Annotated in this window: 21 protein-coding genes; 12 read left to right on the forward strand and 9 right to left on the reverse strand. The window is 60.2% G+C overall.

What is annotated here, in order from left to right:
* Positions 1 to 111: 111 nt before the first annotated feature.
* The gene (locus tag HA399_RS06930; protein ID WP_054555921.1) at positions 112 to 1,122 is read right to left on the reverse strand and encodes a LacI family DNA-binding transcriptional regulator; all 1,011 of its coding nucleotides are present in this window, start codon (positions 1,120 to 1,122) and stop codon (positions 112 to 114) included.
* 87 nt (positions 1,123 to 1,209) lie between these two features.
* On the opposite strand from HA399_RS06930, the gene HA399_RS06935 reads away from it, so the two are divergent.
* From HA399_RS06935 to HA399_RS06960, 6 genes are all read left to right on the forward strand, one after another.
* Positions 1,210 to 2,466 (forward strand): ABC transporter ATP-binding protein, encoded by a 1,257-nt coding sequence (locus HA399_RS06935; RefSeq protein ID WP_404326574.1) that lies wholly within the window; start codon positions 1,210 to 1,212, stop codon positions 2,464 to 2,466.
* Positions 2,453 to 3,373 carry a carbohydrate ABC transporter permease gene (locus HA399_RS06940; RefSeq protein WP_404326575.1) on the forward strand — a complete coding sequence of 307 codons (921 nt, stop codon included), beginning with the start codon at positions 2,453 to 2,455 and terminating at the stop codon, positions 3,371 to 3,373. Before HA399_RS06935 ends, HA399_RS06940 begins: the two co-directional genes overlap by 14 nt.
* Before the next feature lie 14 nt (positions 3,374 to 3,387).
* A complete protein-coding gene (locus HA399_RS06945) occupies positions 3,388 to 4,299 on the forward strand; it encodes a carbohydrate ABC transporter permease (protein WP_404326576.1) in 912 nt (303 codons plus the stop codon).
* Between the two features lie 276 nt (positions 4,300 to 4,575).
* Positions 4,576 to 5,718 carry an extracellular solute-binding protein gene (locus HA399_RS06950; protein ID WP_404326577.1) on the forward strand — a complete coding sequence of 381 codons (1,143 nt, stop codon included), beginning with the start codon at positions 4,576 to 4,578 and terminating at the stop codon, positions 5,716 to 5,718.
* 100 nt (positions 5,719 to 5,818) lie between these two features.
* Entirely contained in the window at positions 5,819 to 6,751 is a 933-nt protein-coding gene (locus tag HA399_RS06955) for a phosphodiesterase (protein WP_404326579.1), read from the forward strand.
* Positions 6,748 to 7,404 (forward strand): HAD family hydrolase, encoded by a 657-nt coding sequence (locus HA399_RS06960; RefSeq protein ID WP_404326580.1) that lies wholly within the window; start codon positions 6,748 to 6,750, stop codon positions 7,402 to 7,404. Before HA399_RS06955 ends, HA399_RS06960 begins: the two co-directional genes overlap by 4 nt.
* A 226-nt stretch (positions 7,405 to 7,630) precedes the next feature.
* Here HA399_RS06960 and HA399_RS06965 read toward each other — a convergent pair whose 3' ends face one another.
* Positions 7,631 to 9,040 (reverse strand): NAD(P)-binding domain-containing protein, encoded by a 1,410-nt coding sequence (locus HA399_RS06965; RefSeq protein WP_404326581.1) that lies wholly within the window; start codon positions 9,038 to 9,040, stop codon positions 7,631 to 7,633.
* Between the two features lie 985 nt (positions 9,041 to 10,025).
* Between HA399_RS06965 and arfA the strand changes: the two genes are divergently transcribed.
* Positions 10,026 to 10,205 (forward strand): alternative ribosome rescue factor ArfA, encoded by a 180-nt coding sequence (arfA, locus tag HA399_RS06970; protein ID WP_107335003.1) that lies wholly within the window; start codon positions 10,026 to 10,028, stop codon positions 10,203 to 10,205.
* 116 nt (positions 10,206 to 10,321) lie between these two features.
* On the opposite strand, the gene HA399_RS06975 is transcribed toward arfA, so the two are convergent.
* Complete coding sequence (locus HA399_RS06975; RefSeq protein WP_192838090.1) at positions 10,322 to 11,521, reverse strand: oxidoreductase; 1,200 nt, start codon at positions 11,519 to 11,521, stop codon at positions 10,322 to 10,324.
* A gap of 167 nt (positions 11,522 to 11,688) precedes the next feature.
* Between HA399_RS06975 and HA399_RS06980 the strand changes: the two genes are divergently transcribed.
* Positions 11,689 to 12,567, forward strand: coding sequence for a LysR family transcriptional regulator (locus tag HA399_RS06980; RefSeq protein WP_404326583.1), 879 nt, complete (start codon positions 11,689 to 11,691; stop codon positions 12,565 to 12,567).
* Between the two features lie 111 nt (positions 12,568 to 12,678).
* Complete coding sequence (locus HA399_RS06985; protein ID WP_404326584.1) at positions 12,679 to 13,458, forward strand: NYN domain-containing protein; 780 nt, start codon at positions 12,679 to 12,681, stop codon at positions 13,456 to 13,458.
* 88 nt (positions 13,459 to 13,546) lie between these two features.
* On the opposite strand, the gene HA399_RS06990 is transcribed toward HA399_RS06985, so the two are convergent.
* The 3 genes from HA399_RS06990 to HA399_RS07000 form a co-directional block, all read right to left on the reverse strand.
* The gene (locus HA399_RS06990; protein WP_054555932.1) at positions 13,547 to 13,789 is read right to left on the reverse strand and encodes a YdcH family protein; all 243 of its coding nucleotides are present in this window, start codon (positions 13,787 to 13,789) and stop codon (positions 13,547 to 13,549) included.
* Positions 13,790 to 13,882: 93 nt separating this feature from the next.
* Positions 13,883 to 14,728: an enoyl-CoA hydratase/isomerase family protein gene (locus HA399_RS06995; RefSeq protein WP_404326585.1), complete on the reverse strand. Its 846-nt coding sequence runs from the start codon at positions 14,726 to 14,728 to the stop codon at positions 13,883 to 13,885.
* A 252-nt stretch (positions 14,729 to 14,980) separates the two neighbouring features.
* On the reverse strand, positions 14,981 to 16,168 hold the full coding sequence (locus HA399_RS07000) for a CNNM domain-containing protein (protein ID WP_404326586.1): 1,188 nt from the start codon (positions 16,166 to 16,168) through the stop codon (positions 14,981 to 14,983).
* Between the two features lie 424 nt (positions 16,169 to 16,592).
* On the opposite strand from HA399_RS07000, the gene HA399_RS07005 reads away from it, so the two are divergent.
* On the forward strand, positions 16,593 to 17,624 hold the full coding sequence (locus HA399_RS07005) for a helix-turn-helix transcriptional regulator (protein ID WP_404326587.1): 1,032 nt from the start codon (positions 16,593 to 16,595) through the stop codon (positions 17,622 to 17,624).
* Positions 17,625 to 17,749: 125 nt separating this feature from the next.
* Here HA399_RS07005 and HA399_RS07010 read toward each other — a convergent pair whose 3' ends face one another.
* From HA399_RS07010 to HA399_RS07020, 3 genes are all read right to left on the reverse strand, one after another.
* A complete protein-coding gene (locus HA399_RS07010) occupies positions 17,750 to 19,729 on the reverse strand; it encodes a tripartite tricarboxylate transporter permease (RefSeq protein ID WP_213115147.1) in 1,980 nt (659 codons plus the stop codon).
* Between the two features lie 176 nt (positions 19,730 to 19,905).
* Positions 19,906 to 21,039, reverse strand: coding sequence for a tricarboxylate transporter (locus tag HA399_RS07015; RefSeq protein WP_404326589.1), 1,134 nt, complete (start codon positions 21,037 to 21,039; stop codon positions 19,906 to 19,908).
* Between the two features lie 183 nt (positions 21,040 to 21,222).
* On the reverse strand, positions 21,223 to 22,338 hold the full coding sequence (locus HA399_RS07020) for a 4-oxalomesaconate tautomerase (protein WP_404326591.1): 1,116 nt from the start codon (positions 22,336 to 22,338) through the stop codon (positions 21,223 to 21,225).
* A gap of 134 nt (positions 22,339 to 22,472) precedes the next feature.
* Here HA399_RS07020 and HA399_RS07025 point away from each other — a divergent pair, with 134 nt between their 5' ends.
* Together HA399_RS07025 and HA399_RS07030 are read left to right on the forward strand one after the other, a co-directional pair.
* Positions 22,473 to 23,363 (forward strand): LysR family transcriptional regulator, encoded by an 891-nt coding sequence (locus HA399_RS07025; RefSeq protein WP_043332186.1) that lies wholly within the window; start codon positions 22,473 to 22,475, stop codon positions 23,361 to 23,363.
* Positions 23,364 to 23,624: 261 nt separating this feature from the next.
* Positions 23,625 to 25,466, forward strand: a complete 1,842-nt coding sequence (locus HA399_RS07030) for a dipeptidase (protein WP_404326592.1) — start codon at positions 23,625 to 23,627, stop codon at positions 25,464 to 25,466.
* Positions 25,467 to 25,614 lie beyond the last annotated feature (148 nt).

Below are 25,614 nucleotides of genomic sequence, written 5' to 3' on the forward strand. Positions count from 1 at the left end.
AGGTGAGTACGCGGTGCTCGCCAACGGTGCTTACCAACGACATATCAAACGCCGCAGCGCTCAGCGCTGCGGCGTTTTTCGTCGTACAGCACCGTTGTCATGCATGACGTTTCAGCGGCCGTTGCCCAGGCTCTGGCCGCCTTGCAGCGTGCAGGAGAAGCGTTGCTGAATATCGCGACTTTCGCCTTCGATCATGCCGAGCACGATATCCACGGCAGCCTTGCCCATGGCATCGAAGGGTTGCTCGATGGAGCACAGCGTGGGGGAGAGTATCTGCGCGATATCATGGCCATTGAAGGTGGCAAGCGATATCTCGGCGGGTACCTGGATTCCATGGCGGTGAAGAAGTCCAAGCACATGAAAGGCGAGGGAGTTGTGTGTCGTCAGCAGTACGCTGGGACGCTGCGGTGTCTTCAGAAGCTCTGTGACCAGGGCCTCGCTGCCATTGAGGGACAGGGGGAGCTCCTTGACGTCGATGTGTTGCGCCAACCCCGCCGCCGTCATGGCTTCACGGTAGCCTTGTGCGCGCAAGGCATAGCGCTGGGCGTCCTTGAAGTCGCCAGCCAGAAGCGTGATGCGCTGATGTCCAAGAGCAATCACATGCTCGACGAGCTGTTGCATCGCAAGACGGTTTTCTGCTGCCACGAAAGGGTGCTGGCTGTGTTCCTCTTCATTGAATAGCAGCACGAAGGGCACTTCCAGTCTCTCGAGCAGAGCCAGATGCTCCTCAAGGTGTGAAGAACCGAGATTGACGACCAGCCCGTCCACACCACGTGCGATCAGTGTCTCGAGGGCGAGCCTTTCATCGGCTGGCTCATAGGCCGTCGTCATCACTAGTGCGGCATAGCCGCGCGCACGACAGGCACGCTGCAGGCTCTCGACCGCCCAGGAGTAGCTCTGCGGAATGATGCTGGGGATGACCACGCCGATGGTGCGTGAGCGATTTTCCTTGAGCGACTTGCCGACGAAGCTCGGGATATAGCTCAGCTTCTCGATGGCAGCACGGATCCGCTCAGCGGTATCGTCGTTGACCAGTGCGGTCTGATTGAGATGTCGGGAGACTGTCGCAGTGGAGACACCAGCCTCCTTGGCGACTTGAGCAATGGTCGCACGTCGTTTCATGTCATGTTTTTCCTGAGTGTTATCTCACCGTCACATGGCTGTCACTTTACGCGTCAATAATGACAACCATGTTATGTAATCGATTACATGTGCGCAATTCCTCTTTTTATTGCGGAGATGATGGCAATGGCCTCCATTGAATTGAAAGCGCTCGAGAAGCACTACGGGGAGCAGCGAATCCTCAAGGGCATCGACCTGAGCGTGCGTGACGGTGAATTCATCAGCCTGGTAGGCGCGTCCGGCTGCGGAAAGTCTACCTTGCTGCGCACCATCGCGGGCCTCGAGCGACATAGTGCTGGCGAGATGACCATTGATGGCGAGCCAGCGTTGCACCTCAAGCCTGCCGAACGCGACCTGGCAATGGTATTCCAGTCCTACGCGCTCTACCCGCACTTGAGCGTCTTCGACAATATCGCCATGCCGCTGCGTATGCGATGTAATCGATTACATCGATTGCCGCTAGTCGGGCGTCATCTGCCGGGGGGCTCAAGGCGTGAAGGCGAGATTCGTGCTCAGGTCCTGCAAGTTGCGGAGAATCTCCAGATCACATCGTTGCTATCGCGCAAGCCCGGCCAGCTTTCAGGGGGTCAGCGCCAGCGCGTCGCATTGGGTCGCGCGATGGTACGCAAGCCACGCGCCTTCCTGATGGATGAGCCGCTATCGAACCTGGATGCCAGCCTGCGGGTACGCATGCGTCAGGAGCTGGTGCAGATGCATCGCGCGCTGGGCAGCACCTTCATCTATGTCACCCACGACCAGGTCGAGGCCATGACGATGTCAGACCGCGTTGCGGTGCTGATGGAGGGAGCGTTGGTGCAGGTCGCGAGTCCGGATGAGCTGTACCGGCGTCCGGCCGATATTCGCGTCGCGCGCTTCATCGGCACACCAGCGATCAATGAACTGCAAGCCACCGTCGCGCTTGATGGACGGCTGTGTCTGAGTGACATCACGCAAAGTGCGCCGCTGGGCTGCTGGTTACCGGTGGCCAAAGGCACTCGCGTGACACTGGCCGTGCGGCCGGAAGGACTGAGCTGCGTGCCTGCTGGCAAGGGACATGTACAGGGGCAGGTGAGTTACATGGAAAACCTGGGAGCCGAGGTTCTGGTGCAGCTGAGCTGCGAGAACGGCCAGGTGCTCAGCGTTCGGGCGACGCCACAGGAGGGCCGCGAGCTGACAATCGGGCAGCCACTGGGTGTCAGGATCGCGGCGGATGCACTGCATATATTCGACCACCTGGGGCTGCGTATCGATCAACCGCAAGCGGATGACAGTTCCGCGCAAGCCTCCAGCGCCATGAGTCTCAGTACCTTGATGGGTGGGGAGGTGAAGCATGGCTTTGCCTGACGCACTGCAGCGCTATCTGAGTCGTCACTGGGGGGATAGGGCAGAAGCGCTCTGGGGACTGGCGCTGAGCGGGCCGGCCATGCTGCTGATGCTGGTGTTATTGATCGGGCCGCTGCTGGCTATCACGCTGCTTTCGTTCAGCGACTGGCAGTTGGGCATGCCGACGATGGGCTGGGTCGGTGTCGACAATTATCGCCAGCTGGCAGCCGATGACGTCTTCTGGCAAGCGGTGCGCAATACTGCCGTCTATGTGCTGGTGGTGATGGTCGGGGCGGTGGGGCTGGGTCTTCTGCTGGCGCTGTTGATTGAAGGCTGTACACGAGGCAAGGCGGTCTATCGCACCCTGTTCTTCCTGCCAGTGATGGCCTCGTTGGTGGCGATGACCATCGTGTGGGAATTCCTGCTGCATCCCGAATTCGGGTTGATCAATCAGCTCTTGATGATGGTGGGTGGCGAACCACGTAGCTGGTTGCGCGATGAAGACTGGGCGCTGGTGGCGCTGTGCGTGATCGGCATCTGGCATCAGGCGGGTTTCAACATGGTGCTGTTCATGGCCGGCCTGACGGCGGTGCCGCGCACGCTCTATGAGGCTGCCGATATCGATGGAATACCCCGCGGCTTCTCGCGCTTCAGACTGATCACCTGGCCATTGCTGGGGCCGGTCACGCTGTTCGTGGTGGTGATGACGGCAATCAATGCATTTCAGGTGTTCGATACGGTGCAGATTCTGACTCAGGGCGGGCCGAGTCATACCACCGAGGTGTTGCTGCTGACACTTTATCGCGAAGGCTTCGAGTTCTTCCGCACCGGCTATGCCGCAGCCATGACGGTTGTCTTCCTCGGGGCAGTGATGCTGATCACATTGCTCAAGACACGCTTCCTGGAAAAGCGAGTGCACTACTCGTGAAGATGGTGACCCCCATGCAAATGACCTCCCGGATTTCTCGCTCGACGGCACATCAGCACGTTGCCAGTGCGGCGACTCAGCCTGCTCGCGTCGCTGTCGATTGGCCGCTGATATTGGGCACGTTGCTGCGCCATACGCTGCTGATCAGTCTGGCGCTGGTGATGCTGTTGCCTTTCGTATGGATGCTGCTGACCTCCTTCAAACCTGCTGATGAGATATTCACCAACCAGTTGCGTTGGCTGCCCGAAAACTGGGCATTGGTCGACAACTACACCAAGGCGCTGACGGAATCATCCCTGCTGGGTTACATGGGCACCGGCGCGATGGTGGTGGTCGCGATCTTCGTCATTCAGGTGGTGGTCTCGGTGCCGGCAGCCTACGCGCTGGCAAAACTCGACTTCCCCGGTCGCAAGAGCTTTTTTGCCTCCGTGCTGCTGTGCCTGATGGTGCCCACCCAGGCTGTGGCGATCCCCTGGTATCTGGAATTGCACTATCTGGGGCTGCTCGACAGCTTCTGGTCACTGGTGTTGCCGTTCTCGCTGTCAGTGTTCGGCATCTTCCTGCTGCGTCAGTTCTTCGTCGGCATCCCGGATGAGCTGATCGATGCCGCTCGCATGGATGGCATGAGCGAATGGCGCATCGTCTGGTGCGTGGTCTTTCCCAATGCGATTCCTGCGGTGGTGTCCTTTGGCATCTTCTCGGTGGTCGCTCACTGGAATGATTATTTCTGGCCGCTGATCGTGCTCAACAGTCAGGAGTTCTATACCCCGACCCTCGGCGTGGTCGACTTCCGCAATGCGGAGTCAGGCACTGATTACGGCGCTCTGATGGCAGCGGCAACGCTGGTAGTCGTGCCATTGATGGCGGCTTTTCTGCTTGCCCAGCGGCGCTTCATCGAAGGTATCTCGATGAGCGGAATGAAATAGCGCGCACCACGCGACGTTGAATGAACCTGCTTTGCACACGTTGTTCTTCTACCTGTCTCTGAACCGCATCACACTTTGGAGTTTTAGATGAAAAGTTCCACGTTGAGTCTCACGAAGTCTGCCCTGAAGACGGCTTCAGCATTGTCCCTGCGAACCGGTCTGGCGTTGAGTAGCGTGGCGTTGCTCAGTTCGGCATTCATTGCTCCGGCACAGGCTGGCGACGAATCGGTCGAGCTGGTTGTGCAGTATGCCTATGGTTCGACGTTCAACCCGGCCATGGAGCGCCTCAAAACTGAGTTCGAGCAGGCCAATCCCGACATCAGCATCCGCTATCGTGCGCCGTATGAAAGCTATGAAGAGGGCAGTCAGAAGGTGATGCGCGAGTCGATCATCAAGCGTATGCCTGATATCTCGTTACAGGGGCTGAATCAGGTGCGTTCGCTGGCGAGTCGAGAGATTGCCGTTGATCTCACGGCCTTCATCGAAAGTGAGACTGATTTCGCAGCGGCAGGTTATCGCGGGCCGATGTTGGATCTGGGCCGTTTCAATGGTGGCGTCTACAGTCTGCCGTATGCCGTGTCACTGCCGATTGCCTACTACAACACGGAGCTTATGGAGAAGGCCGGCTGGCAGGGCGATGCATTGCCCGGTGACTGGGATGAGGTGCTGAAGGTCGCCAGCGACATTCGCGCGTTACCTGAGGCCAGCAACGGCCTGTACTACGAATGGGATATCACGGGTAACTGGCTGTTCCAGGCGCCGGTCTTTGCGCGCGGCGGTCAGATGACCCGCAATGGCGAGCAGGAGGTTGCCTTCAATGATGACTCCGGTCGCTTCGCGCTCAAGACATTGTCGCGGATGGTCACCGACGCCGGCATGAGCAACATGGGGTGGCAGTCTGCGTATGCCTCCTTCGCGGCTGGCAATACGGGCATCCTGATTACCTCTGTCGGCAGTCTGCAGAGCCTGAGTGACCAGATCGGTGACAAGTTCACCCTCAAGACCGGGCCTTTCCCGGGGGTTCAGCCGCAGGGCGGCCTGCCGGCCGGTGGCACGGCGATGGTGATGTTGGCGCGTGATGCTGACAAGCAGCAGGCCGCCTGGCGCTTCATGAAATTTGCGACTCAGGGGGACGGTGCGATCATCGTCGCTGAAGAGACCGGCTATGCGCCGCCGAACCAGAAGGTCAATGAAGAGCAGTTGAGCGACTTCTATACGCGTCACCCCAACCGTGCGGTGATGGTCCAGCAGCTGCCGATGATGCGACCCTGGTATGCCTTCCCGGGGGCCAATGGTCTCAAGATTACGGACATCATCAAGAATCACATGGAAAGCATCGTGACCGGCAAGCGCGCCGGGGAAAGTGATGCGGTGCTGGCAGAGATGGCAGAAGAGGTGCAGGCACTGTTGCCGCATTGAGTGGCTCACTGAATTGCCTGCCTGTTGAGTGGAATGCCAGGGTATCGATCAGCATGATGCCCTGGCCCCTTGCTGAACCACGTCTCTGGAGTCATGTGACATGAAACTGATCCATCTGACCGACACCCATCTGGTCGCTCCTGACAAGCGACTTTACGGGCTGGACCCACGTGCACGGCTGGCGGCTGCCGTTGCCGATATCAATCTGCACCACGGCGATGCTCAGGGCGTGATCATCAGCGGTGACCTGACCGATCGCGGTGAACCGGCCGCCTTCCAGGCACTGCGTGAGGTACTGGAAGAGCTGTCGATGCCGTATTTCCTCGGCATGGGCAATCATGATGCGCGTGAGACTCTGCAGGCCGCCTTCCCGGAGTTGCCCTGTGATGACGGAGGCTTCGTGCAGTATGCGCATGCCTTCGGCCCCGGCGCCGATGATTGCGTGCTGGTGATGCTCGATTCGGCGGTCGCGGGGGAGCATGGCGGTCTGCTGTGTGAGTCCCGCCTGGCGTGGCTGGATGCCTGCCTGGCTGCGCATCATGATCGCCGTATCCTGCTGGCGCTGCATCATCCGCCCATGGCCCTCGGCATCCGTTATATGGACGACATCCGCTTGCAGAATTCACAGGCGCTGCATGACGTGATCCAGCGGCATGGCAATGTCGAGCACTTGCTGTTCGGGCATGTGCATCGTCCGGCCAGCGGTGTCTGGCGAGGGCTCTCGTTCTCGACCCTGCCGGGCGTCAATCATCAGGTCGGGCTGGATCTGGTCTCCGCAGCGGATTGTCTCGCCGGCAGTCATGAGCCGCCGGCCTATGGCGTGCTGATGATAGGCGAGGAGCAGATCGTCAATCACCTGCACCTCTACATGGATGACAGTCGCCGCTATTTCTTCCACGACACGCTCGAGGCCGCCCAGTCGCTGGAGGCGCTCGATGAATTGATCGCTCTGCAGCGCGATGAGCGGATTCCGACTCGCGAGCGCGAGCCGTTGAGCAACACCTTGCAGGCAGCTGAGGCAGCAAAAGAATGAACAAAGCGTTATATGTCTTTGATTTTGATGGTGTGATTGCCGACAGCCTGACATTGTGTGTCAAGGCCTGCGCGCATGCGGCGCGTCTGGAAGGGCGGACGATCGTGCTGGAACGCGATAGCTGGGAGTCGCTGGACAACGTGACCTTCGAGGAGATGGCGCGTGTGCAGGGCTTCACGGGCGAGGCCGTCGCGCGCTTTGCCGCGCATGTCTTTGCCTATACCCGCCAGGCGACGCCGCCGGCGGTCTTCACCGGCATGCGCGAGGCCTTGTCGGCACTCGCCGAACAGGGCGACGTCATGGTGCTGTCGGCCAATCACAGCGAGATGATTCGTGCCACGCTGGCCGCCGCCGGCCTGTCGGATTGCGTGTCACAGGTGCTGGGCGGTGAGATCGCGGGTAGCAAGGGGGCCAAGCTGGCGCGTCTGTTGGCAGCGCCGCAAGTGGCGGTGGAGCGCAGCTGGATGGTGGGCGACGCCGTCAGCGACATTCGCGCCGCGCACGAGGCAGGATGTCGTGCCGCTGCCGTCAGCTGGGGATGGCAGAGCCCCGAGCGCCTGGCCAGCATGGCACCGGAGCGGGTCATCGCGCAGCCGCAGGCGCTGATATCACTTTGCGATGTGCCAAGCAGCGACAGTCGCGAAGCGGTATAGAGCCTGAGCAGGGCCTGCCGCAAGTTTCAGGCCTTTTCGCACGCTTGCTCTGATTCACTCATGCTCTGGTTCACTCATGCACCAGTGAGCTGTTGCACGTGTGAATTGATAGAACGAAGCCGCCGAGTCGTGTCATGACTCGGCGGCTTCGTTGCCTGGCGGATCACGCAGCTCGTCGTCTCAGGCGGCTTGCTCGCTCAGACGGCTGCTGACTGAGACGGCCTGATCAGGCGTCGTCAGTCGCGAGCTGCGCGGCGGTGGCTGTCTCGCCGCCTGCTTGTCCAGCGCTCTTGTCGGGTTGCGCCAGGAAGGCTTCCAGCGAATCATCCATCGCGTCGAGCCAGGGCGTGTGATGGCGCGGGGCCATGGTGCCGGTCATCAGCGAGCGGTAGGAGTAGTCACGGAAGGTCATGATGTTCTCGTGCTTGTGGTGCTCCCACTCGAGGAAGGTGCGATTGACGCCGTCGATATCAAAGCTCGGATAATCCGTCTCCGAGATCAGTGACTTCACGTAATCGCCCTGGAAGAGGATCATTGATTCATCGCTGTCCAGTGTCTCTTCTCTGTCACGCCATGCCTGACTATCCGCCTGCATCGCCTCGCGGCTGGGCAGCGCGATCTCACCGAGAATCACGTCACGCACCCACCATGCCTGGGCATCGAACATGTTGAAGGTGTACCACTGGTCCTGCATGCCGAGGTAGAACATGCGCGGATTCTCTTCCCAGGCAGCGCCTTTGTAGAGACCGAGCGGCCACATGCGATTGCCCGTCTTGAGGCGCAGTGGCTCATCCAGGAAGGGGAAGTGGTGGAGGTAGCCGGTACACAGGATGATGGCATCGATCTTCTTGCTGCTGCCATCGCGGAAATAGGCCGTGTCGCGGTCCACTTTCAGCAACAGCGGCTTCTCTTCCCAGTTGTCCGGCCAGGCAAAGCCCATCGGGGCGGTGCGATAGCTGGTGGTGATGCTGCGAGCGCCATACTTGTAGCACTGTGAACCGATATCTTCGGCAGAGTAGCTGCTGCCGATCAATAGCAGGTCCTTGCCCTTGAATTCCAGCGCGTCGCGGAAGTCATGAGCGTGCAGAATACGGCCATTGAACTGCGAGAACCCCGGGAATTCCGGCACGTTGGGGGTCGAGAAGTGACCCGATGCCACGATGACGTGATCAAACTGCTCCTGAACGACCGCATCGGCCTGCAGGTCATGGACACTGACGGTGAACTGCTCGCGGATGTCGTCAAAGCTGACGTGGCGCACCGGGCAGTTGAAGCGGATGTACTTGCGCACGCCTGCCTTCTCGACCCGACCCTTGATGTAGTCGAAGACCACCGCACGTGGCGGGTACGAGGCGATGGGATGGCCGAAGTGCTCCTCGAAGGAATAATCCGCGAACTCCAGACATTCCTTGGGACCGTTGGACCACAGGTAGCGGTACATGCTGCCGTGGACGGGCTCACCATTCTGATCGAGACCGGTGCGCCAGCTGTAATTCCACAGGCCACCCCAGTCACTCTGTTTTTCAAAACAGACTATTTCGGGAATATCGATACCCTTGTCAGCGGCAGATTGAAAGGCGCGCAGCTGTGCCAGGCCACTCGGCCCTGCGCCAATGATCGCAATGCGTTTTGTCATGGGTATTTCCTGTTGAGACTGTAATGAGACGTCATGTTCCGTGAACCCCGAGTTGCGGGATCTCGTGTTGACCAGGTGCTTTTTCCTATGTAGTGGGCGCGATAATAATGAGCGTTATCCAGCGCTTGGGTGGCCTGGAAAGGTAAGGGATCCAGTTGACTGGCCACCTGACATTTCGCTGAACCTGAACACGGAAGCCGTATTTTTCTTGCCTTGAGAGCAACCTACGGCCCACGGAACGTGAGGCATCCTCGCAGAAATGATGCGCCATCTCAAATGTGAGGTATTGATTCTTAGTGTATGAAGTGTACACGATCACGAGGGTGTTTAGACTTTAGTGGTAAGATTATTTCGGGTTGTGTCTCTTTGGAAAGGCCAGGCGCAAGGGTGCGATTTATCAGCTCATGGCTTGGGTGGTTATCTTTTAAGCTATTGATTCGTATGTATGTTTTTGAAGTTGTGGCGGTGGTTTGCCATGGCGTTATCTGGCTTGTTTTCCATGTGGAAAGAAAAGAAGATTGCCGTGTTGCAATGTCGATTCGAAGGTGGATGATTTTCTGCCTATTCAAGGCATGCTGAGTCAAGCAGGTGGTGGGCTGAAATGATCTATTGGTCAAGTAGGTAGGTGCTCGTAATTTTGAGATTTTGCGTAAATAAGGGTGTGAGGAGGATGGAAAAGGGGGGGTCAGAGTAGTGAGTGGTGTGTGAATGGAGAAAGAGACGGGATCAGGAGGGAAAAGGGCGCCAGATTATCGAATGATCCTCGCTGGAGGATTTGCTGGAGGTTCTTCTAGAGGAACTGCTGGGCTATTCGCAACTATACGCAGAACTATACGCAGAACTATACGCAGAACTATACGCAGAACTATTCGCGGGGCTATTCACTCACCAGGCCAGCGACGAGGGGGAAGCGGAGGTTGATCACTCTGCATGCCGAAAGGGCGTATACTGGGCCGGTGACAGAAAGTCCACAGGAGAAGACACCATGACTCACAAGCGCAAGGTGCAGGACAACGCGCTCAAGGCGGTGCTGCGTACCCCGATGTTCAAGCAACGCGTGGTAAAGGCGCGCAAGGGCAAGGGCAGCTATCAGCGCCAGGGCAAGTCGCAGGGAAACAGAGGCGGCAGTGAAGCGCCTTCAGTCAGTGTGCACAACGCTGCCTGAAGACGCTTCATTGGTGCGATTTCCCACGACCTGACATGCATCACTGCAAGGGAATGAAACATGAACGCCGCAGCGTCAGCGCTGCGGCGTTTTGCGTCTGTCCTACTGAAAGCGACTCAGTTCGAGAAGTGCGCATTCCAGGTCTCGGCGCGTGCGGCGTCGCGGGCTTCATAGTCGGCCAGAACCGTCTCCAGTTCGCCCAGTGATTCATGCTCACGATCCTCGCCCAGCTGGGTCAGGCGCAGGGTATACCAGGCTGTCACCCCGCCTTCAGGCGGCGCGCTGAAACGCGGGAATTCTGGCGCGGGGCATTCTCCGGCCTGCCAGAGGGCGGGCAGTGACGGGTGCAGCGCCAGTGGTCGGGCCAGGCCGACGAGGTCGACGGCGCCCTGTGCCACGGCGTCTTCGGCCTGGGCGAGTGTCTTGAAGCCGCCGGTTGCCATCAGGGGCAAGGTCGTAACCTCGCGTGCACGCTTGGCGAATTCGACGAAGTAGGGGCCGCTGGCACTGGCATCCGACGCCGAGCTCGCGCCGGGGAAGTAAGTACCGCCACTGATATCGATCAGATCGATGGGCAGCTCATCGAGCGCTGCTATCACCTGCAGCGCTTCGGCTTCCTCGAAACCGCCTTGCAGTTGGTCGCTGGAGTTGAGCTTCACCAGTACCGGGTAGTCGTGGCCAACGGCCTCACGCACGGCAATGATCACCTCACGCATCAGCCGCATGCGGTTGTCGAGGCTGCCGCCGTAGTCATCCGTGCGCTGGTTGAAGAGGGGGGACAGAAACTGGCTGAGCAGGAAACCGTGTGCCGCATGTACCTGTACCCCGCCAAACCCGGCTTCACGCGCCAGGCGAGCCGTCGTTGCCATGGCAGCAGGCAATGCCTTGATGGCCTCCAGACTCATGGCCTCGCAACGTAGCCCGGGAATATCCAGGGCACTGGGGCCGTGCGCCGTGCTGGTCGGTGGGTAGGCCATCGCACCGGCGTGGCCGAGCTGCAGCCAGAGGTCTGCACCGTGCTGTTGACCGCGCTGGGCCAGTTGCGTGAAGGCCGCGAGATCGGACTGCGCGTTGAGCACCAGGTTGCCCGGTTTCTCGGCATGGTGGTGGTCAGGCTGTACCTCACCGACCAGCGACGCCGCCACGCCACCCTCTGCCCAGCGCTCGTAAAGGCGCAGCTGTGCCTCACTGGGATGCCCCGTGCCATCGCCGAGAGAATCCGACATCGCAGCCTTGACGATTCGGTTGGCGAGCACCCGGCCGCTTGGCAACGTGAAAGGGGTAAACAGGGCGGAGGCTGTCGGCTGGTCTGTCATGGTGGCGATGTCTCTTTTGGTGCGCGTTAAGTAAAAGATGTGGCAAGGGATATGCCGAGCAATGTGGCACTGAATCTGTCATTTCAGGAACTGATGACAGGGTGACATACCTTGCGGACGGTGATAATCCGTTGTGCGCGCACAGTATCCGTGAGCAAATGGAACATATGAAAACGCATACGGACCTCGACATCTTTCACGCCGTCGTCGACGCCGGCACCTTCACCGGGGCGGCGCGCCAGCTTGGCATTACCCACTCCGCGATCAGCAAGCGCATCGCGCAGCTGGAACAGCGCCTTGGTGCCCAGCTGTTGATTCGCTCCACTCGGCAGATGCGCTTGAGTGAAGCAGGGCAGCTCTATGCCCTGGAGACGCGGGAGTTGCAGGAGCGCCTGCGCAATGTCGAACAGGAGATTGCCGAAGGCAGCGGCGCGCTCAAGGGGCGCATTCGCCTCTCGTGTTCCAATGCATTGGGCAAGCTGCAGGTGATGCCCCTGCTGTTGCGCTTCATGGAGCGCTATCCCGAGGTGATCGTGGACCTGACGCTGTCGGACGCGGTGGTCGACCTGGTCCATGAAGGGATGGATCTGGCGATACGCAGCACCGCACAGCCCGAGCTCGGCCTGATCGCCAGGCGGTTGGCCACCAATCATCGCGTCATCTGTGCATCACCGGACTATCTGGCAAGCCACGGCACGCCGCGCTCAGTGCTGGATCTGGCGGAGCATGTCAGCCTGATCCTGAATCTTCCCGGCGGCTTCAATGCCTGGGGGCTCAAGTCACTGCCCGACATGCGTTGCGGCTTCCTCTCCAATTCTCTGGAAACCCTGCACGCCGCCTGTCTGGGCAGTCGCGGCATTGCCTGTCTGCCGTACTACCTGATCGCCGATGATCTGGCTTCTGGACGCTTGATCCCGCTGCTGGAAGACATACGAGGGGACGGCGCAGATACCAGCATCTACATCGTCCGCCCGGAGACGCAGATTCTTCCTCGGCGAGTGAGGGTTTTGATGGATGCCTTGATAGAGGGATTTGAAACCGGCTAGGAGGCGTTTGCAAGGGCCATGACTTATCTGGTGATCATCATGGTCATTACATGACATATTATCCCAAGGAGAGATAACAGGATTTCAGTGACGTACATCATGGAGCGATACATGTCACAGATAGGACGCAATAGATTGGCGGTACTTATTGATGCTGACAATGCGCAGGCTGCTATCTGCGAAGCGCTGCTGGCAGAGATTTCAAAACTGGGTGTCAGCACCATCAAGCGGGCTTACGGAGACTGGACGACGCCGAATCTTGCGCCATGGAAAGAGCATCTTCTGCGTCATGCCATTCATCCGGTTCAGCAGTTCAGCTATACCCAGGGCAAGAATGCAACTGACTCTGCGTTGATCATCGATGCCATGGACTTGCTGTACTCGGGGAACGTGGAGGGGTTCTGCCTCATCTCCTCGGACAGCGACTTTACGCGCCTGGCGGCTCGTTTGAGAGAGAGCGGCATGCTGGTGTATGGCTTCGGTGAAGACAAGACACCGCAGCCATTCCTGTCTGCCTGCGACAAGTTCATCTACAGCGAAGGACTGCGCAAGGTGGCTGAGAAGCCTGTCCCGGCCATGTCAGTCAACAAGCCAGCTGCTGAGCCGGTAGCCCTCGTCAAGCCGACCAAGGCACAGAGGCAGTTGAGATCACATATTCTGAATGCGGTGAATGAGCTGCCACAAACGGATGGTTGGACTTCTCTGGCAGCATTGGGCGCATACTTGAGAAAGAAGATGCCTGACTTCACACCGGCCGATTATGGGGCCAGCAAGCTTGGAGTCTTGATTCAGACGCTTGACTATCTTGATAGATGGCATCGGCCTGTAAAAGGCGGTGGCCAACATTTATATATCCGGAAAAAGGTTAGCCGGCCTGCAAAGGCCAGCTGATCAGGCAATCTCTTGAGAGAGGTAGTCAGTCACACAAGCCGATGGATAATAATCGGCCGCTATTTCCAGGTAATGAGTAGTCGTCGCTTTACTCAGCCGCCATCATACGCTCGTACAGACCATCCTTGAGCAGGCTGCGCTGGTGCTTGAGCTGGTGCATGGAGTCATCGCCGATCGGCGATTCATCGACTTCCAGGGCGTGAATCTCGATATCGATACGGGTATAGGCTTCCGCGATGCGGGCAAACTCTTCATTGCCATTGATCAGGCGCAGAATGAGTTCACGTTGCTGAGGGAAGTCGTTGCACAGGGAGTGGTCATCGATATGCATGGTGTGGCTCCGAAATAGGGTGGGAGAATCCAAAAAGAGGGAGTGTTGCCACTCCCCTAAAGGGCATCCTTGCTTACGTTGCAGGACGTATTCTCAAACGATGGACTGGACGTCGATCACGATCTGGTCCCAGTTGCGCTGGGCGGTCATGTCGTTTTCGACATCGCTGTCATAGGCATTCTGGAAGCGCTTGATGGCGGCGGTCTGGCTGGTGGCCTGATAGAGCCAATAGGCCTCTTCCTTCAAGGCGTCTTCGATGGGCTTGTCGATGGAGGCGTAGACGGCCTGTTTGCAGGCGTTGATGGCGGCTGATGGCCACAAGGAGATTCGCTCGGCCAGCGAGTCGACGAAGGGACCGATCTCCTGCGGGTCCAGCGCACGATTGATGGTGCCGTATTCGGCGGCCTGATCGGCATCGAAGTCCTTGGCGCTGAGGATGATTTCCAGCGCTCGGCCAAGGCCTGCCTGACGTGCCATGCGTGAGGCACCACCCCCGCAGGGCAGAATGCCCATCGCGACTTCCATCTGCATGAAACGGGCCTTGCCACGTGCGGCGAAGCGCATGTCACAGGCCAGGGCAAATTCGTGACCACCGCCGCGGGCAAAACCTTCGATCTTGGCGATGGTCGCCTGGGGCAGGCGGCTTACGCGCTCGAGGACCACCTGCAGGTCCTGCAGCTTGACCTCACCCTGGTGGACCGCATGAGTCGACATGTCCTTGAGGAAGTCCACGTCGGCATGGGCGACAAAGATTTCCGGATGGGCTGACTGGAAGACCACCACCTTGGTGTCGCTGTCACGCTCGAGCTTCTGCGACAGCATGCTCAGGTCGGCCAGCATGGGAATGTCCTGAATATTGACCGGCGGATAATCGAAGGTCACATACAGAATGGCGCCTTTCTGTTCAGTGCGGAACGTCGTAAATTTCTTGTATATCATTATGTTATCTCGGTTCGTTCGCTGCCCGTCGTGTGTGATTAACGTTAGCACCGAGTCCGGGGATTGATTACCGAGAGATTGGAAGAAAGAAATTATTCGATTGATTGAGAGTAGGGGTTCGCAAGAGGAATCAATGGGTTATCAGGCGGTATCAACAGCCGCCAATAAAAAAAGTCCCGCGATAGTCGTATCTGGCAACGACTTTCACGGGACTTTTGCCTTCGAGCGGGTCACACGCGTGGAGGGACGAGCCTAGCCCTTGCTGTCATCGGCGCTCTTGGCAGGCCCTTTGGCAGAGTTATTGGCTGAGCCCGCATCTTTCTCGGTGTGCTCGTAGACGGGTAAAGCACCTTCACCAGAGCCAGCTTCATCGTCCGAGACAGCACCTTCACCAGCCGCCGTTGCAGCGGAAGGCTGGGTGCTTGAGGTGTTGGCACCGATACGCTTGGTCCAGCGCTGGCGGGCAAAGCGGCGCAGATTGGCCACGTTGTCCGTCTCGTCGATGATGTCCTCGCCCAGAATCGTCTCCATCACGTCTTCCAGCGTGATGACCCCCAGCCAGTTGCCGAGGTTGTCGTAGACCACGCACAGATGCTGGCGTTCGCGCTGCATGAGCCCAAAGGCATGTTCGACGTTGTCTTCGGCGTGCAGCTCGCTGATCGGGCGCATCAGGTCCTTGAGCGGCGTGGTGGGCTCTGCCTGATGGGCATCGGCCCGATGGATCATGCCCAGCGTTCGCTCATCGTCGGTCATCACCGGGTAGCGGCTGAAGGGCCAGATCGTCAACTGGTCATTGAACTCGGCCACGCTCATCTCGGGACTGACCGTCTGGCAGACAGGGCGCGGCGTCAGCACGTCACGCACCTTCATCTCGTGCAGATTGAGGATGTTGGTGATGACGCGCTGTTCATCATTTTCCAGGGCTTTCTTGTCGAGCCCCATCTGGGCCAACGCCTTGATCTCGCCACGCACATCGATGTCATGGGCATCCTTGCCGATGCGCGAGGTGATCAACTCCGACAGCCAGATCAGCGGCTTGAGCGCGATGACCATGGCATTGAGCACGCCGGGCAGCATCGGCGACAGCTGACGCCAGTAGGTGGCACCGATGGTCTTGGGGATGATTTCCGAGGCCACCAGGATCAGCAGCGTCATCACCGCCGAGGCCACGCCGACCCAGGCTTCCCCGAAGACGACCGATACCTGCGCGCCCACCCCCGTGGCACCGACGGTATGCGCGATGGTGTTGAGCGTCAGGATGGCGGCCAGCGGCTTGTCGATATTGTCCTTGAGCTTGGCCAGTGCGGCGTGGCGCTTGGGGTGCTGGTCTCTCAGGCTTGCCACATAGCTGGGAGAGAGCGACAGCAGCGCCGCCTCGAGCACGGAGCAGATGAATGAGATGCCAATCGCGATGGCAGCAAACAGGATCAACAGAAACATGAGGCGTGCTCCTTGGGGAAAGGCATCCATTAGTGACATAAGGCGCAGCACTGTCAAACCCGTGAATTCTCGCAGAGTTTTCAGCCTGCTGGCCAAGCTTGCCAGCCTGTGCCGCAAAGTGCCGTTGACTCGAGGGATGCAAGAGGGCTGCAAGAGAGAACAGAGCTTTACATGAGACAAGATGCAATACTTATATGATAATGAGATTGTTTTGCTTTCGATAATCATTGTATTTTGTGGTCGCCAGCCGTATTCGCAAGCCGCGGCCTGGCATGGCCGCTGAGTGGCACCGTGCGACCCTTCAGCCGTCAGTGCGACCCGCAGCAGGCGGTAGGCCTTTACCAGGATTCACATTGCAGGGATTTGCAGCGTCATGTCACAGCCGCTTGGAGACATAGCCGACAGTCGGGCCACTCGCCGCGTCATGGCCTCACCTCAACAGCGCCCTTCATCGCTCAACGAGCGGCGAGGCTGGCGAGCGGCGAAATATCCGCATTGCGAGGGACAGGTGCATGACCTGCATCCCTGGCGGGATGCGCATCTGACGCTGTGTGATCTAGAGGTGTCACGCGCCTATCACGGCCAGCATCAGTTTCATGAGGGCCTCTATCTCTGCCTGGTGCTGGAAGGGCGACTGACGCTATCAGGTGTGGACGGCGCGGGGATCGACTTGTCCGCGGGGCAAGGGGGGATCTTTCGCCCGGCGAGAACGCAGTCTGCGCCGCCGACGCTTAAGAGCTATCACCCTCAAGGCCGCCTGCGCTGTATCAGCTTGCATCTGGAGGGCGAGGCCAGCCAGTCCCTGCAGGTACGGCGGGGGCTGGCGAACTGGGATGCATTGCCGTGCGCGCGTCATTCCAGCCCGCTGGGCTGGACGCCGGGGCGCTGGCTTCATCAGCAACTGGATGAGCGTGTCAGAGCCCCTGATGGTGAGGGCGTACGAGGAGAGTGTGAGACGCTAGCGACCCCCGCCTGCGAGGGCGATATGCTGGAGTGGCAGGGGATAGCGCTGCAGTTGCTGGGGGCGGCACTCAAGCGCCGCGCTGGTGAGGCACCGGACGTGTCGGCGTTCTCCGCAGCTCCTGTACCCCCTGCATCGCCATTAGCGCCCCCATCGCGACCCCACGGCGCCTGTCGACATCTGGAGGCGGTACGCCAGCGTCTTGCCGCCGTGCCGCACGGCGCACACTCGCTGGAGGAACTGGCGCGGCTGGCCTGCATGAGCCCCTCCGGCTTGCGCCACAAGTTTCGCCAGGCCTTCGGGCAGTCACTGGGCAGTTATCAGCGTGAATGTCGCATGCGGTGTGCCGAGCAGGCCTTGCGGCGTGGGGTGAGCATTCAGCAGGTGGCACATCAGGTGGGGTATGCCCACGCCTGCAACTTCGCCACGGCCTACCGGCGTCATTTCGGGGTGTCGCCACAGGCCGCTCGAGCCAGGTTTCATCGCGTCGATTGAGTCGTGATGGCGGCGAGCACCTGACAATGGGCTTGGGGTTGTCACAATACGCAAGCGGGCACCCAATGGGTGCCCGCTTGCGTATGTCGTACTCGAGAGTCGAGTGCTGGTGATGCCCGCGGGCCTTACAGGAAGGGAATCATCGGCAGCACCACGTCATCCAGCAGGCCTGTCGGGTAGTGCAGATTCATCGCCGCCTGCATGCCGAGCAGGAAGACTGCCACGCCCAGCGCGAAGAGCCCTGCGAACAGCGGCGACTTGCGTGCGATGGTGAGCTGGAAGCCCAGGCAGAACAGCACGGCGGTGGAGACGAAGCCCAGCAGCGCACTGACGCCGATCAGCACGAAGAAGCCAAGTACCACACCCACTGCCTTGAAAGCCGGTTGCTTGACGCGAATCATGCCGCGACGCCAGCCGTTGAAGACCACGGCGATCACCGAGAGCAGCGTGATGAAGGCGGCCAGCGTCGGGAAGGCCTTGCCCAGCGGCATCAGGTCCTTGACGTCGTAGAGCGCCCACAGGGCGGCTGCGCCCATCATCAACAGCAGCAGGAAGTCGACGCCACCGAAGCCACGCGATTCCAGCACATCCTCTTCCGGCGACGGCGCAGTCTCGACCACTTCATGGGTCTGGCGACGACGCATGATCGCCTTGCGGATCACCGGCAGGAAGAAGGCCAGCAGGATCAGACCGAGGATGATCAGCACGCCCGGACGCAGGAAGGCTTCGGCGCCGTGGAACTGCATGCTCTGGTAGAAGTAGTTCTCGGCACCCGGTGCCAGCACGAAGCCGATCAGGAAGGCCGGACGCGACCAGCCAGCACTCTTGAACAGCACACCGATCATGCCGATCATGCCCAGCGCGGCCCAGTCACCCAGCGAGCGGCTGGCCTGGTAGGCAGCGAACAGGATCAGCACGGTGATGGCAGGGGCCAGAATGGCGAAGGGCACACGCGTCAGCTGCGCAACCGGACGCGCCAGCATCAGACACAGGCCCGCGCCCAGGATATTGGCCAGCGCCAGTGACCAGATGATGGTGTAGGTCATGTCCAGATTGGTGGTGATCATCGACACGCCGGGTTCCAGACCCAGCAGCAACAGCCCGCCCAGGAAGACCGCCGCCGTGCCGGAGCCTGGCACCCCGAACAGCAGTGTCGGCACCATGGCACCACAGGCGCAGGCATTGTTGGCGGATTCCGGCGCGATGACGCCGCGGATGTCGCCCTTGCCGAACTGGCTCGGGTCCTTGGCGGTCTTGACCGCGAAGCCGTAGGTGATCCAGTCGACCACGGAACCCGCCAGACCCGGAATGGTCCCGATCAGGCTGCCGATACCGGCACAGCGCGCGACCAGCCACTTGTTCTTGACCACATCCTTGATGCCGGCAGACCAGCCCTTGCCCAGGTCGGTGTTGCCGTTCTTGGCGATACTGCCACGTCCCAGCAGCAGCTCGACGATTTCCGGCAGGGCGAAGATGCCCAGGCCCAGCACGATCAGCGGCACGCCGTCGTACAGGTAGTCGATGTCCAGGTTCATGCGGTACTCGCCGGTCGCCGGTGCGGCGCCGATGGCACCGACCAGCAGGCCGAGGCCGCATGCAGCGGTGCCCTTGAACAGGTTCTTGCCGGACAGCACCGCCACCATCGTCAGGCCCAGCAAGGTCAACACGAACAATTCAGCTGACGAAAAGGCCAGTACGAGGGGGCGTGCGACGAGGATGAAGCCGGTCAGGATGATGGCACCGATCACGCCACCACACAGGGAAGACAGGAAGGCACTGGTCAGCGCGCGGGCTGCCTGGCCCTTCTTGGCCAGCGGGAAGCCATCCAGCACCGTGGCTTGCGACGCGCTGGAACCGGGAATGCCCATCAGGACAGAGGCGAAGGTATCGCCGGTAGGAATGACCGCGACCATGCCCATCAGCATGCCCAGGGCGTAGCCCGGGTCCAGTCCATAGAGGAAGGGCAGCAGCAGGGCCATGCCGGCGATGCCGCCCAGGCCGGGAATGATACCGACCAGCAGGCCGACGAAGATGCCGATCATCATGAACAGCAGATGCGTCAGCGTGAAGACGTGTCCAATGCTGGACAGGAGAGTGTCGATCATGGCGTTACTCAACCTCTTGTTCTTCTCTAGATGCTTCTCTAACACTCAGAGGCGGTGCCGGGGAGAGCATGGTGAGGCAGGGAGTGAAAGGCTCACGGGGCTGCTGGTCGGCAGCCCCGTGAGTGAGTCCCCATCACACCCGGGGGTTCAGACCGTTACGGGTGTGATTGCGCGCCTCAACGAGATTGCAGGCGGATATTGTGGCGTTCCATCAGCCAGTTCTTGACCCATTCGTGCTCGGCTTCGCTCAGCTGCATGGCTTCCTGAAGCTGGGTCGCGGCGGCCTTGCCGACCATCAGGCCATAGGGCCCGACCTTCTCGGCGGCATCCTTGAGGAACTCGGGGTCCTTGGCCAGATCACGCGCGGCCTGGCGATAAAGCTCCAGCAGTTCCAGGTCCACGTCCTTCGGCACCAGCAGCATCTTCTGCATGGCGTAACCGGAGGCGAAGAACTTGTGGAAGATCTGGTAGGCCTCGTCGTCACGTGAATGGCCTTCCTGGGCCAGATACAGTTCGGAGAAGGTCGGCAGGTCCGGGAAGGACGGATCGCGCTCGATATGGCCTTCGTCATCCATCACGCCAAGGCTGAACAGCGGTACGGCCTGGCCGGCGTCGACCAGCGGCGTGACGTTGCTCTTGTAGGCGGAGGTGGTCTGGAAATCGAGGGCGACTTCGCCACGTTCGAAGGCCAGACGGCCTTCACCACGGCTCTTCATGCCGAAGACCGGGTCGACCTGGAAATCGAGCAGATCGAAGGCCATCAGCACCGGCATCTCGAGCCCGGTCGGGTTCTGGCCGGCGAACTTCACTTCCTGGGAGGCGAGGGCCTCGAGCGCACTGGCGCTGTCCTTGCCCAGCGAGCTTGAGGCGTAGACGACACCCCCTGTCGGTGCGGCGAAGATCGGCTCCCAGTCGGCATAGTCATAGCGCACGCGACGGTCGCGCAGCATGGCCGGATACTGGGTAGAGGCCGAGGTGACGACCATCTCGTCGCCGTCATCGCCGGCACGCTTGCTGAACAGGTTGACGCCGGTGATGGAACCACCGCCCGGGACGTTGTCGATGACGACAGCCGGGTTGCCCGGCAGGTCCTTGGTCACCCAGTTGGACATGAAGCGTGCCCAGACGTCCGTGCCGCCCCCGACACCGAACGGGACGGTCCAGGTCAGGGTGTCAGGGACTTCCGCCGCGGCGTGAACGGCTGAGGACAGTGGCATCAGGCCCATGACGGGCAGCATGAAGGCCAATGCGGTGGTGCGGGCATGACGCTTGAGGGTCTGGCGCTTGGGGGTAGACACGATGATGGACATGGTCTGACTCCTGATTATTGTTGGAATGCGTTGTCGATCAGTGATGCGCTATCTGCATGGCGGCGCAGTCAGGCTATTTCGTTTAGCGAAAATTCATTGTAAATCAATATACTGCAGTACCAGCTCGTTGCCTGTCGACGATGTCTCCGCGTCTGGCGCTTGCCAGCGCGGTCGTCTGGCGTGTCATGCACGCCCAGGCATTTCCACCGAGTCGGGGAGGTTCAAGAACACCTCGCCACTCATGATCTTGCGTGCCGTGCGCAGCAGAGACACGCGGCTGGGGGTCATCGGGTCGGCATTGGCATGCTCGACCTCGACATCCAGAAATCCGGCGGGATGTTCCAGATGAACGTTTGCCGCCAGGCTATCCGGTGCCAGAGTGCCGGCCGCGAGTGCCACACGATTGGCCAGGGTGCCCGGGATGCTGGTCGCAACGGCCAGCGTGATGGCACCCGTGACGGCCAGGGCGCCATGGCAGCGATGCGGCACGAAGTAACGGGCGCATAGAGTGCCGTCCTGGGTGCGCGGGGCGGAGAGAATCACCGGCTTGGGCAGCACCGAGCCACTGACGTCGCCCATGCCCATCAATTCCCCCGCCTTGAGGCGAATCTGCTCGAGACGTGCCATCGCCTCGCAGTTGGCGTCCATCTCGGCCGGCGCTTCGTTGCCTGCCCAGCCCAGACTTGCCGCTTCGATCAGCACCACCGGCGTGGCGGAGTCGAGACAGGTCACCTCGACGCCATCAATCACGTCGATGACCTGGCCGCTGGGCAGCATCTTGCCGGTCTTGGCGCCCACCGCGCCGAGGAAGCCCAGCTTGATGGCGCTGCCGGCGCCAGGCACACCACTGATGCGCGTGTCACCCTGGTAGGCCACCGCGCCGCCGGGCGTCGGCACCTGGCTGTCGATCAGCGTGCGGGTGTTGAGGTTGTGAATCCGCAGACGCGTCAGGTCGCCCTGCGGCGCAATCATGCCGGTCTCGATGGCGTAGGGGCCGACGGCGGCCAGCATGTTGCCGCAGTTGGGCGAGAAGTCGACCTTGTCGCCTTCTACGTCGACCTGAGCGAACAGGTAATCGACATCAGCCTCAGGGTGACTGGGCGGGCCGACGAGGGCGACCTTGCTGGTCAACGAATTGCCGCCGCCCAGACCATCGATCTGCAGTACGTGGCCGGTCCCCATGACCTGACGCAGAACTTCGCGTCGGCCTTCGTCATCGGCGGGGAGGTGATCCAGACGCAGGAAGGGACCCCGAGAGGTGCCGCCACGTAGGATCATGCAAGGAAGTGAATGCATCATGTTGGAACGCGCTCCTGTCTGTTTGCGCCTTCATGAAGCATCACAGCCGATGATCTATGCATCAAATGCAAATAAAACCTATACTGTCATCATTGTGCGCATTAATCCGAAAACTGAAACAATAAGGTAGTTGCATGCATAGATTGGAGTTTCTGGATCTGTCGGCGTTTGTCGAGGTCGCCGAGAATCATTCCTTCAATGAGGCGGCAGAACGGCTGCATATTTCGCAACCGGCATTGTCGCGCCGCATCCAGAAACTGGAGGAAATTCTGGGCGCCAAGGTGCTCGAGCGCACCACGCGAAGAAGTCGTTTGACGCCCGTTGGGCGTGATTTCCTGCCCAAAGCCCGCAAGTTGCTCGAAGATTATGAGTCGTCTCTGGTCGGCGTCCGCGAGCTTGCCACCCACCGCAAGGGGGTGCTGACCATCGCCTGCCTGCCCACGGCAGCCTTCTACTTCCTGCCCAGCGTGGTGCGCGAATTCAATACCGCCTATCCCGGTATCCGGATTCGCATCCTGGATGTCAGTGCCAATGAAGGGGTCGAAAGGGTGGTTTCGGGGGAGGCAGACTTTGGTATCAATATGGTCAGTGCCCACCATCCGGCGGTGGATTTCACCTCCATCTATCGTGATCCCTTCGTGCTGGCCCTGCGTCGAGACCATCCTCTTGCACAGAAACAGCGCGTGGAATGGAGCGACCTGGACGATGTGCGCCTGATCACGGTCTCGCGTGACAGCGGCAATCGCATTCTGCTCGACAACACCCTGCTGTCCGCCGGCCTGCATCTGGATGGCTTCTACGAAGTGCAGCACCTTTCGACGTCACTGGGTCTGGTCGAGAGCGGGCTGGGCGTCGCCATCCTGCCGTCGATGGCCATGCCGGGGCCGGAACACGAGGTGCTGTGTCAGCGTGAACTGCCCGAACCGCGCATTGACCGCACCATTGGCCTGCTGCGGCGGCGCGGTGAGTCGTTGTCGCCGATCGCGGAACTGTTCATCGAGATTCTGCTCAAGCGCTGGAACTGAGTCGCTCGTCTGGGGCGAGGGGGCCAAGGCCATAATGGAGAGCAGAGTGGCAGGCACCTCTCGCCAGGGTTGGCGTGGCGTGGTCTAGTACATAAGATGGTTGTGTATAAGACATTCATGTTTCACGGCAAGGCCGATGAAACCGTCTTGATGTCGCGTGGTCAGCTGCCGCCGGACGCCGGTGAGGGTCTCCTCCTCATCCATTGTCTCTGCGGCCATTGACGACGTGGCGTCTTGCCTAACACAAGGATGTACATGCCCATGAGTACCCGCACAGCCACTCACGCTACCTCTCGTCAGACGGCCCTCGCGCTGGGTCTGGCACTCGGGCTCGGCAGCGCGCTACCTGTCAGCGCAGACGAGCCGATGGCGGCCGATGACACGGGCAAGCGCGCACCGCAGGGTGAACATACCCTCAAGCGTGCCCAGCTGGTCAGCTTGATCGAACAGGGCCGGCAGGAGCTGGCGCCGGACTTCAATGGCTTTCTGGCACAGGTTGCCGAACGCAATTCCCAGGACACGGCGGTCAGGGCCGCCATCGAGCAGTATCAGGCCGGTGAGACGCTTGAGGGCGATGCCTTCGTCAACATCTATCGTCTGCTGGGGGTCTACAACCGTCTGCAGTACGGCGATGACGTCCAGGCGCTGCTCAAGGAAATGGTCGCGATCCCGACCGCCAAGGTGGGGGAGAAGCCGCAATTCGAGAACCCGGAAATCGCGCGCTTCGGTGAGTTGATCAAGGCGCGCGCCGAGGCGTTTGGCCTGACATTCCGTAACGTCGACAATCGCGTCTTCGAGGTTGAGCTCGAGGGAACTGGCGATGACGTGTTCGGCATTCTGACCCACGGCGATGTGGTGCCGGCAGGCGAGGAGGGCTGGACACTCGACGACGGCACCCATCTTGACCCGTTCGCGATGACCGAGATCGACGGCAAGCTCTACGGGCGCGGCACCGAAGATGACAAGGCCTCTATCGCCGCGGCGCTGTATGCCATGAAGTCGCTAAAGGAGAATGAGGTGCCGCTCAAGCGCACCATTCGCCTGATGATCGAGACCACGGAAGAGACCGGCGGTGATGGCTTCGAGTACTACAAGGCCAGAAATGACCTGCCGGAATACAACATCGTGCTCGATAGCGGTTATCCGGCGATCACGGCCGAGAATGGTTTCGGCACCATCGATGCGCGCTTCCCCTTGACGCCCAAGGCGGGCGAGGCCTCATCTGATCAGGCAGTCGACACTCTGCCGACGATCACCGACTTCAAGGGTGGCCTGGCGACCAACCAGATTCCGGAGCGCTCTACCGCCACGCTACACGCGGCTGACGCAGCGGGCGCCAAGGCGCTCAGCCACAAGCTTGAAACGCTCGGCAGCCGCTACGTCAAGGAGCATGGCCAGAACTTCAGCGTCGCCAGTGAGGTGGAAGGTGAAGAGGTCAGCGTGACGGTGACTGGCAAGTCGGCCCACTCCTCGGCGCCGGCCAACGGCATCAATCCTGTCACACGGCTGGCGGGCCTGCTCGCCACCTCCGGCATCGATTTCCATGACAATGCCTATGAAGATGCCATCCATTACCTGAACGACAACTACGGGCTGGACTATCACGGCAAGCAGCTGGGCATCGCGTATTCCCATGATTTCATGGGGCCGCTCAAGGTGACGCCGACCTTCTTCGCCAAGGAGGACGATGCGCTGCGGGTCGCGGTCAATGTGCGTGCACCCGCCGGCGAGAAATCACCTGAGGAATTGAGCCAGACGATTAAGGACAAGCTGAACGCCTATGCCAGCGAGCAGGGCATGGACATGACGCTGAACGTCGAGATTCGCGACTGGATGCTGCGTGACCCCAGCGGTGCCTGGCTGCAGACGCTGCTCAATATCTTCGGGGATACCACCGGCATGGAGGCCGAGCCGCGCTCCTCCGCGGGCAGCACGACCGCCAAGCTGTTACCCAATGCGATCAACTTCGGCCCGTCCATGCCGGGCGAGACCTATACCGGGCATACCTCCGAGGAGTTCAAGCGGGTCGATAACCTGCTGCTCGACATCCAGATGTTCACCGAGATGATGGCGCGTATCGGCAATCAGGATTCGCTCAAGTAACCGAGGCGGCTCACGGGGCCGCGTTAATGTGAATCGCCTTTTGCAGGGCGTATTGAAATAGCCCTGTGAAATAGCCTCTTGCCTGGACGACAGGCATCACGGCCAACGCCCGCCACCGCCCTGATGAAGGGGTAGTGGCGGGCGTTGT

It is taken from the genome of Cobetia sp. UIB-001, from assembly GCF_044789135.1.
Taxonomy (GTDB): Bacteria; Pseudomonadota; Gammaproteobacteria; order Pseudomonadales; family Halomonadaceae; genus Cobetia; species Cobetia amphilecti.

What these genes read in the sequence shown, in the direction of transcription:
- HA399_RS06930 (WP_054555921.1), bottom strand. Translation starts at nt 1,122, where the DNA reads ATGAAACGACGTGCGACCATTGCTCAAGTCGCCAAGGAGGCTGGTGTC.
- HA399_RS06935 (WP_404326574.1), top strand. Translation starts at nt 1,210, where the DNA reads ATGTGCGCAATTCCTCTTTTTATTGCGGAGATGATGGCAATGGCCTCC.
- HA399_RS06940 (WP_404326575.1), top strand. Translation starts at nt 2,453, where the DNA reads ATGGCTTTGCCTGACGCACTGCAGCGCTATCTGAGTCGTCACTGGGGG.
- HA399_RS06945 (WP_404326576.1), top strand. Translation starts at nt 3,388, where the DNA reads ATGCAAATGACCTCCCGGATTTCTCGCTCGACGGCACATCAGCACGTT.
- HA399_RS06950 (WP_404326577.1), top strand. Translation starts at nt 4,576, where the DNA reads ATGGAGCGCCTCAAAACTGAGTTCGAGCAGGCCAATCCCGACATCAGC.
- HA399_RS06955 (WP_404326579.1), top strand. Translation starts at nt 5,819, where the DNA reads ATGAAACTGATCCATCTGACCGACACCCATCTGGTCGCTCCTGACAAG.
- HA399_RS06960 (WP_404326580.1), top strand. Translation starts at nt 6,748, where the DNA reads ATGAACAAAGCGTTATATGTCTTTGATTTTGATGGTGTGATTGCCGAC.
- HA399_RS06965 (WP_404326581.1), bottom strand. Translation starts at nt 9,040, where the DNA reads ATGACAAAACGCATTGCGATCATTGGCGCAGGGCCGAGTGGCCTGGCA.
- arfA (WP_107335003.1), top strand. Translation starts at nt 10,026, where the DNA reads ATGACTCACAAGCGCAAGGTGCAGGACAACGCGCTCAAGGCGGTGCTG.
- HA399_RS06975 (WP_192838090.1), bottom strand. Translation starts at nt 11,521, where the DNA reads ATGACAGACCAGCCGACAGCCTCCGCCCTGTTTACCCCTTTCACGTTG.
- HA399_RS06980 (WP_404326583.1), top strand. Translation starts at nt 11,689, where the DNA reads ATGAAAACGCATACGGACCTCGACATCTTTCACGCCGTCGTCGACGCC.
- HA399_RS06985 (WP_404326584.1), top strand. Translation starts at nt 12,679, where the DNA reads ATGTCACAGATAGGACGCAATAGATTGGCGGTACTTATTGATGCTGAC.
- HA399_RS06990 (WP_054555932.1), bottom strand. Translation starts at nt 13,789, where the DNA reads ATGCATATCGATGACCACTCCCTGTGCAACGACTTCCCTCAGCAACGT.
- HA399_RS06995 (WP_404326585.1), bottom strand. Translation starts at nt 14,728, where the DNA reads ATGATATACAAGAAATTTACGACGTTCCGCACTGAACAGAAAGGCGCC.
- HA399_RS07000 (WP_404326586.1), bottom strand. Translation starts at nt 16,168, where the DNA reads ATGTTTCTGTTGATCCTGTTTGCTGCCATCGCGATTGGCATCTCATTC.
- HA399_RS07005 (WP_404326587.1), top strand. Translation starts at nt 16,593, where the DNA reads ATGGCCTCACCTCAACAGCGCCCTTCATCGCTCAACGAGCGGCGAGGC.
- HA399_RS07010 (WP_213115147.1), bottom strand. Translation starts at nt 19,729, where the DNA reads ATGATCGACACTCTCCTGTCCAGCATTGGACACGTCTTCACGCTGACG.
- HA399_RS07015 (WP_404326589.1), bottom strand. Translation starts at nt 21,039, where the DNA reads ATGTCCATCATCGTGTCTACCCCCAAGCGCCAGACCCTCAAGCGTCAT.
- HA399_RS07020 (WP_404326591.1), bottom strand. Translation starts at nt 22,338, where the DNA reads ATGATGCATTCACTTCCTTGCATGATCCTACGTGGCGGCACCTCTCGG.
- HA399_RS07025 (WP_043332186.1), top strand. Translation starts at nt 22,473, where the DNA reads ATGCATAGATTGGAGTTTCTGGATCTGTCGGCGTTTGTCGAGGTCGCC.
- HA399_RS07030 (WP_404326592.1), top strand. Translation starts at nt 23,625, where the DNA reads ATGAGTACCCGCACAGCCACTCACGCTACCTCTCGTCAGACGGCCCTC.